At 35.7% G+C, this 13,845-nt stretch carries 12 protein-coding genes and 1 pseudogene; 11 read left to right on the top strand and 2 right to left on the bottom strand.

Going from position 1 to position 13,845, the window contains the following annotated elements:
- Positions 1-210 precede the first annotated feature (210 nt).
- The 5 genes from TS1_RS01875 to pepF all read left to right on the top strand — a co-directional run bounded on the left by TS1_RS01875 (position 211) and on the right by pepF (position 6,383).
- Positions 211-1,926 (top strand): ABC transporter ATP-binding protein, encoded by a 1,716-nt coding sequence (locus TS1_RS01875; protein WP_068707248.1) that lies wholly within the window; start codon positions 211-213, stop codon positions 1,924-1,926.
- 212 nt (positions 1,927-2,138) lie between these two features.
- The gene (spxA, locus tag TS1_RS01870) at positions 2,139-2,537 is read left to right on the top strand and encodes a transcriptional regulator SpxA (protein ID WP_068707246.1); all 399 of its coding nucleotides are present in this window, start codon (positions 2,139-2,141) and stop codon (positions 2,535-2,537) included.
- Positions 2,538-2,689: 152 nt separating this feature from the next.
- Positions 2,690-3,400, top strand: coding sequence for an adaptor protein MecA (locus TS1_RS01865; protein ID WP_068707244.1), 711 nt, complete (start codon positions 2,690-2,692; stop codon positions 3,398-3,400).
- A gap of 108 nt (positions 3,401-3,508) precedes the next feature.
- Positions 3,509-4,474 (top strand): competence protein CoiA, encoded by a 966-nt coding sequence (locus tag TS1_RS01860; protein WP_068707242.1) that lies wholly within the window; start codon positions 3,509-3,511, stop codon positions 4,472-4,474.
- A 91-nt stretch (positions 4,475-4,565) separates the two neighbouring features.
- Positions 4,566-6,383, top strand: a complete 1,818-nt coding sequence (pepF, locus tag TS1_RS01855; protein ID WP_068707240.1) for an oligoendopeptidase F — start codon at positions 4,566-4,568, stop codon at positions 6,381-6,383.
- A 59-nt stretch (positions 6,384-6,442) separates the two neighbouring features.
- Here pepF and TS1_RS01850 read toward each other — a convergent pair whose 3' ends face one another.
- Positions 6,443-7,018: a CYTH domain-containing protein gene (locus TS1_RS01850; protein ID WP_068707238.1), complete on the bottom strand. Its 576-nt coding sequence runs from the start codon at positions 7,016-7,018 to the stop codon at positions 6,443-6,445.
- Between the two features lie 154 nt (positions 7,019-7,172).
- Between TS1_RS01850 and TS1_RS01845 the strand changes: the two are divergent.
- The 4 genes and pseudogenes from TS1_RS01845 to mgtE form a co-directional block, all read left to right on the top strand.
- Positions 7,173-7,788: pseudogene (locus TS1_RS01845) on the top strand (GTP pyrophosphokinase); the annotation flags it as partial.
- A gap of 54 nt (positions 7,789-7,842) precedes the next feature.
- Entirely contained in the window at positions 7,843-8,649 is an 807-nt protein-coding gene (locus TS1_RS01840; protein WP_068707234.1) for an NAD kinase, read from the top strand.
- A gap of 431 nt (positions 8,650-9,080) precedes the next feature.
- Positions 9,081-9,983: an RluA family pseudouridine synthase gene (locus TS1_RS01835; RefSeq protein ID WP_068707232.1), complete on the top strand. Its 903-nt coding sequence runs from the start codon at positions 9,081-9,083 to the stop codon at positions 9,981-9,983.
- A 5-nt stretch (positions 9,984-9,988) separates the two neighbouring features.
- The gene (gene mgtE, locus TS1_RS01830) at positions 9,989-11,353 is read left to right on the top strand and encodes a magnesium transporter (RefSeq protein WP_068707231.1); all 1,365 of its coding nucleotides are present in this window, start codon (positions 9,989-9,991) and stop codon (positions 11,351-11,353) included.
- A 124-nt stretch (positions 11,354-11,477) separates the two neighbouring features.
- On the opposite strand, the gene TS1_RS01825 is transcribed toward mgtE, so the two are convergent.
- Positions 11,478-12,116 carry a copper homeostasis protein CutC gene (locus TS1_RS01825; protein ID WP_068707228.1) on the bottom strand — a complete coding sequence of 213 codons (639 nt, stop codon included), beginning with the start codon at positions 12,114-12,116 and terminating at the stop codon, positions 11,478-11,480.
- Positions 12,117-12,197: 81 nt separating this feature from the next.
- Between TS1_RS01825 and TS1_RS01820 the strand changes: the two genes are divergently transcribed.
- Together TS1_RS01820 and TS1_RS01815 are read left to right on the top strand one after the other, a co-directional pair.
- Positions 12,198-13,040: a putative RNA methyltransferase gene (locus TS1_RS01820; protein WP_068707226.1), complete on the top strand. Its 843-nt coding sequence runs from the start codon at positions 12,198-12,200 to the stop codon at positions 13,038-13,040.
- A 281-nt stretch (positions 13,041-13,321) separates the two neighbouring features.
- Positions 13,322-13,828 (top strand): tRNA (cytidine(34)-2'-O)-methyltransferase, encoded by a 507-nt coding sequence (locus TS1_RS01815; RefSeq protein ID WP_068707224.1) that lies wholly within the window; start codon positions 13,322-13,324, stop codon positions 13,826-13,828.
- Positions 13,829-13,845: the final 17 nt, after the last annotated feature.

The raw sequence follows: 13,845 nt of genomic DNA, 5'->3' as shown, positions 1-13,845 counted from the left end.
TTTGTAAGGTAAGACAGAAGTTTCGCAGACAAATGATCTGTAGAAGGAAAATAACTTCTGCTAAACAGTAATATTAACTCTTTATTTTAATTTCCAACTTTTTTGGATACTCTATCGTTTTTATCTAATTTCTAAAAAGTCTTTTGCTTTTACAAAATGCTTTGCTTATAATAAAGCTTATTGACATTTTCGAAAGAAGGAGGGGTTGTTTTGTTGAGGCGTTTTTTTAGTTATTATCGACCTTATAAACCGTTATTTTTACTGGACTTTAGTTGTGCTATTATCGCTGGAATTTTAGAATTAGCTTTTCCAATCGCTGTAAACCAAGTAATTGATAAAATTATGCCGCAAAATAATTTTCGTATTATCTTGCTGGCTTGTGTCGGTTTATTGTTGTTTTATATTATTAATACTGCGTTACAATATGTTGTTGTATTTTTCGGACATAAACTCGGTGTATTAATCGAAACGGATATGCGTATCGAGTTATTCGAAAAATTACAAAGGCAGTCATTTGAATACTATGACGAACAAAAGACCGGGAAATTACTGAGTCGTTTGACTACTGATTTATTTGACATTTCCGAAGTAGCACACCATGGACCTGAGGATGTTTTTATTACCGTGATGACTTTGTTGGGTTCCTTTATTTTAATGTTGAACATGCATGTGAAACTTGCGGTGGCTACTTTTATCTTGGTACCTTTTATTACGGTTGCTTTGCTTTTTTTTAATAAAAAAATGACGAATGTCAATACTGAAATTTATGAAAGTATTGCTGAATTTAATGCCGGAGTCGAAGCGGCAGTTACCGGGATTCGTGTCACTCAATCATTTGCTAATGAAGCTTACGAAAATACCAAGTTTAATGGATTGAGTGCTTTATATAAACAGGCCAAGTTAATGTTTTATAAGGTAATGGCGATAAGTTCAGCGTATAACTATTTAATGATTCGGTTAATTAACTTATTTGCGTTAGTTTTCGGAGCTTATTATACGATTCAAGGAGAATTGACTAACGGGGAATTTGTTGGGTTCATCTTGCTTTCAAATGTATTTATACGTCCGATTGAAAAAGTAAATAATATGATTGAGGACTATCCTAAGGGAATTGCGGGCTTTAAGCGATTAACAGAAGAGTTAGATAGAGGAGTTGCGATTGTGGATCAACCAGATGCTGTAGAGGTCAGTCATTTACAAGGAAATATTTCTTATCAGGATATTTCTTTTTCCTATGCAGATCATACGAAGGTATTAGACCACCTAAATCTTGATATTGCAGCCGGTGAGACAGTCGCTTTTGTAGGAGAAAGCGGTTCAGGTAAAACGACTTTGTGTAATCTATTACCCCGATTTTATGAACCAACGAAAGGTGTAATCACTATCGACGGAATGGATATTCAGAAAATGAGCCTTGCTTCATTGCGCGAGCAAATTGGAACCGTTCAGCAAGATGTTTTTTTGTTTCCGGGAACCATACGAGAAAATATTGCTTATGGGAAATTAGATGCTACAGAAGAAGAAATTGAACATGCTGTTGCGCTTGCTCATTTAAAAGATGTTATCACACATATGAGTAATGGCTTAGATACGGTAATTGGCGAACGTGGGGTTAAATTATCAGGTGGACAAAAACAACGTGTGGCTATTGCTCGTATGTTTTTAAAAAATCCGCCGATTCTTATTTTAGATGAAGCAACTTCGGCACTAGATACTGAAACAGAAGAGATTATCCAAGAATCATTGAATTCTTTAGCTGAAGGCCGGACGACATTAATTATTGCGCACCGCTTGGCTACGATTAAACACGCTACACGCATTATTGTTATGAGCGAAGCTGGTATTTTGGAAGAAGGAACCCATGGAGAGTTAATGGCAAAAAATGGTCATTATAAAAGATTATACGAAGCTCAATTTCATGACTGACATATTATAAAAAAATGCGTTCTTTGTCTGTTTTTTTAGTCCTTTTTTTGGAATTGAAAGGAAAGAAAGGGAAAAACTTTTTTGTTTCAATAACAATAAAATTTTCAGGAAATGGCTAATTTTACTAGTAATTATAAAAAAAATATGAGATAATATTTCCAGTAGTATAACAAAATAGTTTTGGCTTTATTATCACAAAGGAGTGATGCACATTGTTAACACTATATACTTCCCCAAGTTGTACATCTTGTAGAAAAGCTCGTGCTTGGCTACAAGAGCACGAAATTCCCTTTGTAGAACGCAACATTTTTTCTGAGCCGCTAACAAGCGATGAATTGACAAACATTCTACAAATGACAGAAGATGGCACAGAAGAAATTATCTCGACGCGTTCGAAGGTATTTCAAAAATTGAATATAGATCTGGATGATCTTCCGCTCAATGAACTGTTAAGTTTAGTTCAAGAAAACCCAGGTTTATTACGTCGTCCCATTATGATCGATGATAAGAGATTACAAGTTGGTTTTAATGAAGACGAAATCCGCCGCTTCTTGCCGCGTGATGTTCGTCAAATGGAATTGCGTAACGCGCAAATGATGGCAGGTTTGTAAAAAACGTTGAGGGAAATATTTCCCTCAGCGTTTTTTAAGCGAATAGAGGAAAAAGACTAAGAAAGGTTAGCTTTGAAGTTTTTTTCCTTTACATTTTAAACACTTCCGTTACAATGAACTTAGAGTATGAAAGTAAGTGAGGTGTAGCTAATATGGAAATGGAACACATCAATGAAAATACGATTCGCGTATTGATCAAAAATGAAGATTTAGCTGCCAGAGGAATCACTTTTTTAGACCTGCTTGGAAACCGTAAAGAAATCGAAAAATTCTTTTATAGTATTTTAGAAGAGGTTGATGTTGAAGAAGAATTCAAAGGAAGCGATGCTGTAACTTTTCAAGTACTGCCAAAAGGCGATGGACTGGAACTGTTTATCAGTAAGAATGTTCCCTTTGACAATGTCGATCCTTATGAAGCATACGGCGATTATTATTCCCCTGAGGAAATAACAGAATGGTTGAAACAAGAAGACCCCGATGCTTATGAAGGTTATTCACAAGATGAAATTATGGATTGGTTTAAAAATCAATTCCCTGAAAAAAGTCAGCAAGAAGTAATCGAACCAGAAACTTCTAAACAATCTTTTGTCTTTGAGATTGGTTCATTCGAAGATATGATTCAATTGGCTTCAGAGGTTTATTTAGATCAAGTTCAAAGCTATCTTTATTTGTTGAATCAGGTTTACTATCTGAAAGTAGACTTTGAAGAAGAGGCAGTGGGAACTCTTCAAACCGAAAATCAGTTAGCTTATTTATCTGAGTTTGCCAAAAAAGTTACGATGACCTCAGATTATCTGGTCGAGCATGGCAAATTAATCATGGATCATGATGCTTTAGCAAAGACGCGAAAATATTTTTTATAAAACAAAATGAAATTTAGGCGAAAAATAAAGTCGTTTTTCGTCTTTTTTTGTATGTAAAAAAAGATTTTGCAATAAATTGCGTATCTTCTTTTAAAGGAGGAATTTAACGTGTTAATTGCAAATTCTAGTTCAAAGAGCCGGCTAGATGCTCGTACATTTAAACCAGAGGAGCATAAAAAAACTTCGCTATTTTGTCCTAGCTGTCATGAAGCTGTTTTTTTCAAACAAGGTAAGGTCAAGCTGTCTCACTTTGCCCATTTTTCACACACTCAATGTATGAGCTTTAGTGAAGGAGAAACCTGTGAGCATTTAGCTTGTAAAGATTTTCTAGTAAGCTGGTCGCAAGAAGGTCAATTAGAAGCTTATTTACCTAAATTACAACAACGTCCCGATATTCTTTATAAAAATATCGCAATCGAAGTACAATGTTCCTCGTTGCCAGTGGAACGTTATGTAGAGCGGACGCAAAATTATCTCGATAATGGATACTTACCTTGGTGGTTATTTGGTAAAAAACTTAGTCCTAAAAATAAATTTACTCCTTTGCAAAAAGCAGGAACCTATTATCATCGTGGTAGTGGTTTTTATTTTTGGTTAAGTAAAGCCGATATAAAAGAAATTTGGTTGTTGTATCATATACGTTGGCATTATCGTAGGGGCTTTTTTTACAAGATAAAAAAATGGAGAATCAATGAATTGTCGCTGACCGAGCTTTTTACTAAGTTGCCGTCTAAGCCTTCTAATTTAGCATGGGATACACGTCAATATCGTTTTTTGATTTATAAAAAATTGTATCAGAAACAGCCGAAAACGATTCGCTTGCAGGAAAAATTATACTTATTGGGAACAACTTTTCAAGAATTGCCTGATTGGTGCTATCAACCGAGTTTGTATCAATTTTATTTTGAAGATAAGTTACTACTGCTACGATATTGCTATTTGAAGACGGCTTCATTTTTTCAATGGTTAGAACAAATTAAAATTTTGGGTCACCCTTGGCTGTACCCCTTGGTTTCGCAAAAAGAGATATTACAAGCGATTTACGCAGAATGCCAACAGTTATTAAAAAAGTAACAGAAGATTTTTGCAGGTAAAAAAAGTTATGATAAACTAATCTTACATGGGGCAAAAAAAGCCTTGTCTATATAGTAAAGGAGAAGATCGAATGTCAGAGCCTAAAAAATTACCTAAGCGCGATGAAGTGCCTGAAGCGTTGACTTGGGATTTAACCAAGATTTTCGCAGATGATCAAGCATTCGAAGGTGCGTTTAATGCATTACAGGAGAAATTAAAGCAAGCCGACGACTACAAAGGTACTTTGAAAAATGGAGCTCAAGCCTTTTTAGCGGCAATTGAGTATTTACTAGATGTTTTTCGAGAATTAGAGACAGTGTATGTTTATAGCCATTTAAAAAATGATCAAGATACTTCTAATACAACCTACCAAGCTCTTAATTCTAGAGCCGAAGCACTAGTTACAAAAGCGGATGAAAAATTATCGTTTTTTGAACCTGAATTATTGTCTTTAAGTGATGAGACAATTTGGCAATACTTTCAAGAGGAACCCAAACTTGAAATTTATCGTCACTTTGTTGAACAAATTGTTGCCAATCGAAAACATGTCCTGCCTAAAGAGCAAGAAGCCTTGCTAGCAGGAGCAGGAGAAATTTTTGGGGCTTCTAGTAATACATTTTCTATATTAAATAATGCTGATTTTGTTTTTCCAGTCATTGAAGATGAAGATGGGGAAAATGTACAGCTTTCTCATGGGGTTTACGGGCAATTAATGGAAAGTACCGATCGTAAAGTACGCGAGGATGCTTTTAAGGGATTATACAGTGTATATAAACAATTTGGCAATACGCTTGCTTCTACACTAAGTGCTCATATTAAAACTCATAATTATCAGGCGAAAGTACGAAACTACCATTCGGCTAGAGAGGCTGCCTTGTCAGCTAATCATATACCGGAGAGTGTTTACGATACTTTAGTAGATGTAGTCAATAAGAATCTGAATTTACTTCATCGTTATATTGGACTTAGAAAAAGACTGCTAAAAGTCGACCAACTGCATATGTATGATGTTTATACGCCGCTTTTAGGAGAAGCACCAATTAGTTTTACCTACGAGCAAGCAGTTGACAAGGCCTTTGAGGCATTGGCACCTATGGGCGAAGAATATTTAGCAGTGGTAAAAAAAGCTTTTGATGAACGCTGGATTGATGTTGTAGAAAACCAAGGGAAACGCAGTGGGGCCTATTCTTCGGGTACCTATGATACGAATCCTTACATTTTATTGAATTGGCACGATACTTTGGATCATTTATTTACCTTGGTACATGAAATGGGACACAGTGTGCATAGCTACTTTACGCAAAATAATCAGCCTTATGTTTATGGCGACTATTCAATTTTCTTGGCAGAAATTGCTTCTACGACGAACGAGAATATTTTAACAGAGCATCTTTTGAAAACAGAAGAAGATCCTCGTGTGCGTGCTTATGTATTAAATCATTACCTAGATGGGTTTAAAGGGACGATTTTCCGTCAAACACAGTTTGCAGAATTTGAACATTTTATGCATACAGAAGATGCTAAAGGGATTCCATTGACAAAAGACTTTTTAAATGAACATTATGGAAAATTGAACAAACGTTATTATGGCAGCGAAATGGAAGATGATCCAGAGATTCATCTCGAGTGGTCGCGGATACCGCATTTTTATTATAATTATTACGTATTCCAATATGCGACTGGTTTTTCTGCAGCTTCTGCTTTGTCGCAAAAAATATTAACTGGAGGACCTTCGGCTTTAGATCGGTACTTGACTTATCTTAAGTCGGGTGATAGCGATTATCCAATTGAAGTCATGAAAAAAGCTGGCGTGGATATGACAAAATCAGATTATCTAGAAGAAGCGATGCATGTTTTTGAAGAACGTTTAAATGAACTAGAGTTATTAGTTGATGAATTAGAAAAGTGATAAATTAAAAACGAGTCAGCAACAAAAAAGTTGCTGGCTCATTTTTTTATGTTAAAATGCTATTTTGTTGCTTGTATCGCGCGAACAATTTTATTTTGCGCTGGTTTGTAGGTAAGCTGGAATTTGTCTAAAAGATTTTGAAAATCTTGTTTTCCTTTTTTAGAATTCTCTACTTCTAATTCCAATTCATAATCATGTTGATCACTATACCAGTTTTCATCAAGTGCTAATAGGCCTTCCTTAATGGAAAACTCAGCTCGCTTGGTGGTTAATTCAGTAAGTAAAACGAGGTCGCTAGCGGCAATGGCATAGTCTTTTAGCTTATCTGCCACATTACCAGTAGATAAGATTTTTTGTTGACTGATGAGCTTTTCCGCCTGTTCAGTACTTAATAGGTCAGTTGTTTCGAGCAGCCCTACTTTTTCGGGAGTTTTTAAAGTAAGTTCACCAGAACTAGCAAGCTGACGAATGCGAAGACCACAGTTGTTTTTTGCAAGTTTCTGGTTTAGCGTATCAAAATAACAATTTTTTTGGATATGAAAGTCTTTATTTTGTAATTGGTAGTACTGAATAATACGATGATAATCATCTTTTGATAATAAAGTTTTGAATTCAATTTCTGTCTGTTGGCTCATAAATTTCGCTCCTTTTCTTCTTTGTACAAAAAAATTTGTTATTCGTCAATGTTTTAAGCTAAAATAAAAGCTGCCGAAAAAAAGGTAGTAAAGCTTTTTTGCTAACTATGCTAAAATAGTAGATGGATGTTCGCTTGGAAATGAGGGATCGTAAATGGAAAAAAATTGGGAAAATATATTAGCTCCTTACGAACAAGCTGTGACTGAGCTTAAAGTTAAATTGCGAGGGATACGAAAAGAATTTCGCGAAAAAAATGAGCATGTTCCAATCGAATTTGTAACGGGACGTGTAAAACCAGTGGATAGTATTTTAGCTAAATCAAAGCTACGAAATATTTCTCTTGATCGTTTAGAAAGTGAAATGTCAGATATTGCCGGCCTTAGGATTATGTGTCAATTTGTCGAAGATATTTACGAAGTGGTAAAAATTTTGCGTAGTCGTAAAGATATGAAAGTGATCGTTGAAAGAGACTATGTTACTAACAGCAAGCAAAGTGGTTATCGCTCCTATCACTTAGTGATTGAATATCCTATACAGTTAGTGGAAGGACCGCGCGATCTTTTAGTTGAAATTCAGATTCGAACGCTGGCAATGAACTTTTGGGCGACCATTGAACATTCGTTAAATTATAAATATCAAGGCGATTTTCCAGAAGAAATTAGTGATCGCTTAATTCGTGCAGCAGAAGCTGCTTACCGATTAGATGAAGAAATGTCAAGTATCCGTGAGGAAATTCAAGAGGCTCAGCATCTCTTTTCCCATGGAAAAAGAACAGGCTATACTATAAATCAAACCAATGAAACACCAAGAAAGGAGCTGCATGATGACTGAAGGTAAAGTAGCTATTATTCAAAACAAGCAAAAGTCTTCTTTTGCTGCTAAAAAAAAGCTCATCTCGCTTTTAAAAGAGGCACATTATACTATCGACCAAAATGATCCGGATATTGTCATCTCAATTGGCGGAGATGGTACTTTCCTTTCTGCGTTTCATGAGTTTGAACATAAATTAGACCATATTCGTTTTTTAGGTGTACATACTGGCCACTTAGGCTTTTATACAGATTGGCGTGATTTTGAACTAGAAGAATTGGTATCTAATTTATCTAACAAAGAAGAACCGACAATCAGTTATCCTTTATTGGATGTGCAGGTGAAATATAAAAAACAAAGCGAACCGAAACGTTTTTTAGCTATTAATGAGGCAACGATTAAGCGTGCTACTCGAACCATGGTTGCAGACGTTTATATTAAAGACGAGCTGTTTGAGCGTTTCCGCGGCGATGGACTTTCTGTTTCCACGCCAACAGGTTCAACTGCTTATAATAAAAGTGTCGGTGGGGCTGTGTTGCACCCTAGAATTAATGCCTTTCAATTAGCCGAGATTGCTTCTTTGAACAATCGTGTGTTCCGTACATTAGGTTCTCCAATTATTATTTCAGATAGTGAATGGTTGACGATTCGTTTAGAAGAAAGCTCGGATTATGTGGTGACTATCGATCGTTCTACCATTAAACATGATGAAATTGAATCTATCTCTTTTAAAATTGCAAACGAGCGAATTCATTTTGCTTCTTATCGCCACATGCATTTCTGGCGTCGTGTAAAAGATGCGTTTATTGGAGAAGTATAAGTGCGATGGGATTTTATTATGTGTGTAAAAAGAACTGTGTATAAGTAAAATCAAGGCAAAAATATTCGAACTATATTTTATGACACTCATTAATCGTTGCAAGTTTAAACCAAGGATCTGCTGAATTGCAGGGACAACGTTTTGTACGACGAGTAATCACAGAAGTAATCTGTATAGTTCGGGTATTTTTTATTCAAAGGTCTTATGTTACAGGTCATTATTATCTTTTCTTAGTAGTTGTAAACCTAATGATCGTTGTTTTTTAAACAAGAGAGAGTGAAATTTCCTGTTGCGTAGGATAAAAGAGAAGTTTACAATGTGAACGGGAATGAAGTTAGGCAAACCTAAAAAAGTACAATAAGTCAACTACTTATAACAAAAAGATCGGGGATATCGCCTAGAAAATTTATTATTGGAGGAACACAGTTATTATGAAATTTTGTTATGTCTATCAAAAAAAAGAATCCCAGCAGTTAAAGCTCTTTTTAAAAGAACAAGGAATTTCAAGAGCATTACTTGCCAAAATAAAATTTCAAGGCGGTAAAATTTTTGTGAATGGTAAGGTCGAAAATGTGTTATATTCTTTAAAGACAGAAGATAAAGTAGAAGTTATTGTTCCTGATGAAGGTAGTCATGAAACTTTATTGGCCGATGACAGTCCGATTGATATTGTTTACGAAGATGAACACTTACTGGTGGTCAATAAACCGGCGGGTATTGCTTCTATCCCCTCACAGTATCATCCTAACAAAACGATGGCTAATCGTGTCAAAGCTTATTATAAAAGACGGGCTTATAAAGACCAAGTGATTCATGTGGTAACTCGCTTAGATCGTGATACTTCAGGATTAATGCTGTTTGCCAGACATGGTTTTGCGCATGCTTTATTAGATAAAGAGCTGCAGAAAAAAAGTCTTAGGAAGAAATATCGAGCCATTGTTTCTGGCAATGTAAGTTCAATTAAGCCGCATGAGGTCATCAATTTTCCTATTTTGCGTGATCCGACATCCATTATTAAACGGCAAGCAGGAGACAATGGAAAACCGGCTGAGACCGAATACTGGCTTAAACAAAGAAATGCTGAGTTTGCTGTAGTTGACATTCAACTTCATACAGGAAGAACGCATCAGATTCGTGTTCATTTTTCTACTGCTGGATTTCCGCTGGTCGGCGATGAACTATATGGGGGTGTGTTGTCTTCAAAATTGCAGAGACAAGCCTTGCATTGCGGGGAATTGGAATTCATTCATCCCTTTACAAAAGACCAGCTTTCCTTTAAACAAGAATTACCAAAAGATATGCAAAATTTTGTACAAATATTTGAAACGAGGTGACAAGATTGGATGAAACACAAGAATTGGAAGAACGTTTTGCTCAATTAAAGAAGGATTTGACTGCGAATCATTTACAGGATTTTCGAGAAAACTTTTTAGAAATGCATATTTATGAGCAAAGCCAGTTTTATCAGACATTAGACAAAAACCAACGCCAGCTTGTATATGCCTATCTGTCACCTAAAGAGTTAGCAGATATGTTTGATGTTCTTGAAGAAGATAATGAAAACATAAAAGATTATTTGGGGGAAATGCGAGCAGGTTATGCCAGTGAAATGTTAGCACAAATGTATACAGATAATGCTGTGGACTTATTAAATACTTTAGATAAAAAACAAATGGCTAAGTATTTAAGCTTGATGAACGAAGAAGATGCTTCAGAAATCAAGGAGCTGCTGCATTACGAAGATGAAACTGCTGGTGCGATTATGACCACTGAATTTGTTTCAATAGTGGCAAATCAAACAGTGCGCTCAGCGATGTATGTTTTAAAAAGGGTCGCAAAAGATGCAGAAACTATTTATTATACTTATGTAGTAGATCAAGAAAACCGTTTAGTGGGTGTTATTTCGTTAAGAGATTTATTGGTAAGTGATGATGATGAAATGGTGTCTGATATTTTAAATGAACGTGTGATTGCTGTGCACGTAGGAGATGACCAAGAAGATGTGGCTCAGACATTTCGTGATTATGATTTCTTAGCTTTGCCTGTCACTGATTATGAGGATCATTTACTAGGGATTGTTACAGTTGATGATATTATTGACGTCATTGATGATGAAGCAGCAAGTGACTATTCCGGCTTAGCAGGGGTCAATGTGGAAGAAGTTCATGAGAATCCTGTAAAAGCAGCGAGTAAACGTCTGCCTTGGTTGATTACATTATTATTTTTAGGAATGGCAACAGCCAGTTTAATTAATCGTTATGAAGTATTGGTCAGCGAAGCGAGTATTTTAGCTGCTTTTATTACGTTAATCACAGGAACAGCGGGAAATGCAGGTACGCAATCATTGGCTGTGGCGGTTAGAAAGCTAGCTTTTAACGACAATAAAGCAAAAGGTTATCTCAAAACGATATTTAGTGAAGTTATGACAGGACTAGTGACCGGTTTTGTTACAGGATTGACGATTCTAATCATTGTTTGGGTTTGGAAAGGAAATCCTATACTTGGTTTTGTCATTGGTATGGCAATGATGTGTGCAATTACAGTCGCCAATTTAGCAGGTAGTTTAATTCCTATGCTTATGGAAAAACTAGGTTTTGATCCAGCGGTGGCTAGTGGACCTTTTATTACTACTTTGAGTGATTTAACCAGTGTATTAATCTATTTTAATATCGCGAGTTTATTTATGGACTATTTTATTGGCTAAAAATGAACCCTTATTGGATGTATTTGCGGTGCACCCCAAAAGAAAACCTTTTTGGAGCGCTGTTATTTATACAAAGCCAATAAGGGTTCATTTTATGAAAATTTACTGATCCTTCCTTTTGCTCTTATAAAGCAACGATTTTAGTACCATGGACTTCGTTTACTTTAAGTGTATGAGCAATTTCTTCTGCATTATCTGCAGTGATACCACCTCCAGGTAGGATTGTTATACGATTGTCTGCATAATGGATCAAATCCAGCAAATGGTTTTTATTCCCAGAGATAGAAGTATGGCTTGGTCCTCCATGAGTTAAAATACGGGAGACACCTTGCTGGATTAACCAATCAATTGCTTCGTATTGGCGGTCTTCAGGGATTTGATCAAAAGCCATATGGAAGGTCATTTGTAGTCCTTCTGCGGCCTCAATTAAACGACTTAAGGCCTCTTCGTCTAACCAGTTATTGGGAGTCAGACAACCAAAAACCACACCATCCGTTCCTAGTTTTTTAGCTTCAATTAGATCTGTTTCCATGATACGTAATTCAATATCATTATAAATAAAATTACCGCCGCGAGGACGAATCATTGTCATAATGGGAACTTGCTTTTCGCTAGCGTAAGAGAGACTTTCTTCAATGACGCCCGTACTTGGTGTAGTCCCTCCTACATTAAGATTGTCACAAAGTTCGATTCGTTTAGCGCCTTTTGCGATGGCATTTGGAATATTTGTATAATTTTCTGCACAATATTCTTTTAGTAGCATAGAATTCTCCTTTATTATTTTGTTCACCTAGCATTTTAGCATGAATTTGTGCTAAAGTATTGGGGGAATAAGGAGAAGATAATGAAGAAAAAAATACAGAGAAGTCAAGATTTTATTCATGCTTATAGCGATTTGTTTCAATGTCCGATTTGTCAAGCAAAAATGCAAGCAGAGCAAACAAGCTTATGCTGCAACAATGGTCATCAGTTTGATCTTTCAAAAAAAGGGACCCTTTACTTTTTAAATCATCAAGTCAAAACAGAATATCAAAAGAAAATGTTTGATCATCGTAGAATCATGATCAGAAGTGGGATGTATCAACCGCTTTTAGCATTTATATCGGCTTATTGTAAAAATGAACAAGTTTTAGATGTGGGCTGCGGTGAAGGCAGTTTTTTACAAGAGATTGCTCAAACAGTAGAAATTCAACCAAGTATCGGATTTGATATCGCTAAAGAGGCGGTTTATTTAGCGACTGAGGATAGGCATAACATTTTTTGGTGTATTGCTGATTTAACCCATATGCCCTTTGCCAAGCAGACATTTTCGACGATTTTAAACATACTTTCACCATCAAACTATGCTGAATTCTCTCGTGTATTACAAAAAGACGGGCAAGTGATAAAGGTTGTGCCTCAAAGCTATTACTTAAAAGAATTAAGAGAAGCGTTTTATCCCGATGATGCAAGTAAGCAAAATTATTCGAACGAGCAAGTGATTCAGAAATTTAAACAAACTTTTTCTTTAAGCTATTATAAAAGAATGACTTATACATTTAAAATTCCCAAAGAAAAACAGCTGTCGCTATTAGAAATGTCTCCTTTAGAATGGGATGTTTCTGCTAAGCAAAAAGAAAAACTAAGGCAAAGTCCTTTGGAAAAAATAACAATTGACCTAGATGTACTAATTGGGAAAAATAAATGAAGAAAATTTGAATTTTTTTGCTTGAATTCCTTGCATTCACAATATGAGTTTGTTATATTGGTTGCAAGTTGCTTTTCATTGGTTTTTATCAGCATCCTGTTCTGATAAAAGTTAGTGAAAAGAACTTCACTAACGTAACGACTCGCAGTGCTGGACACCGAGTTGCTACGTTTTTTTTTGCTTATTTGGAAAGAAACATTTTCAGCTGTCAAACATTCGAAAGTGCGTTATGATTATATTATTAGATTAATAACCTATGATAAGAAAAGAGGAACCTTTAAGTGAACCATGTAGCTTTATTTGAACCATTAATTCCAAACAATACAGGAAATATTTCGAGAACTTGTGCGGCAACGAATTCCCCCTTACATCTCATTGAGCCGCTAGGGTTTTCAACAGATGATAAGCATTTAAAACGGGCAGGATTAGATTACTGGAACAATGTAGATATTACCTATCATAAAAACCTTGAAGATTTTTTAGCTGAGGTAGGAGATCAACCCTTACATTTAATTTCAAAATTTTCGCATAAAGTTTATAGCGATGAGGATTTTGATGATGGGAAAGACCATTATTTTCTTTTTGGTAAAGAAACGACAGGTTTACCAGAAGAATTTATGCGTGAAAATGAAGAAAAGTGTTTACGTCTTCCTATGAACGATACGCACGTACGCTCATTAAATTTAGCTAATACAGTGATTACTGTGGTTTATGAGGCTTTACGACAACAGGGCTATCCTAACTTAGAGTTAACGCATCACTATGGTGATCATGATAAGTTGGATTAAAGCTGAAAGGGGAAATA

It is taken from the genome of Tetragenococcus solitarius NBRC 100494, assembly GCF_001544195.1.
GTDB lineage: Bacteria > Bacillota > Bacilli > Lactobacillales > Enterococcaceae > Tetragenococcus > Tetragenococcus solitarius.
Note: the sequence above shows the minus strand (reverse complement) of the source record. Positions and strands in the feature narration are given on the sequence as shown.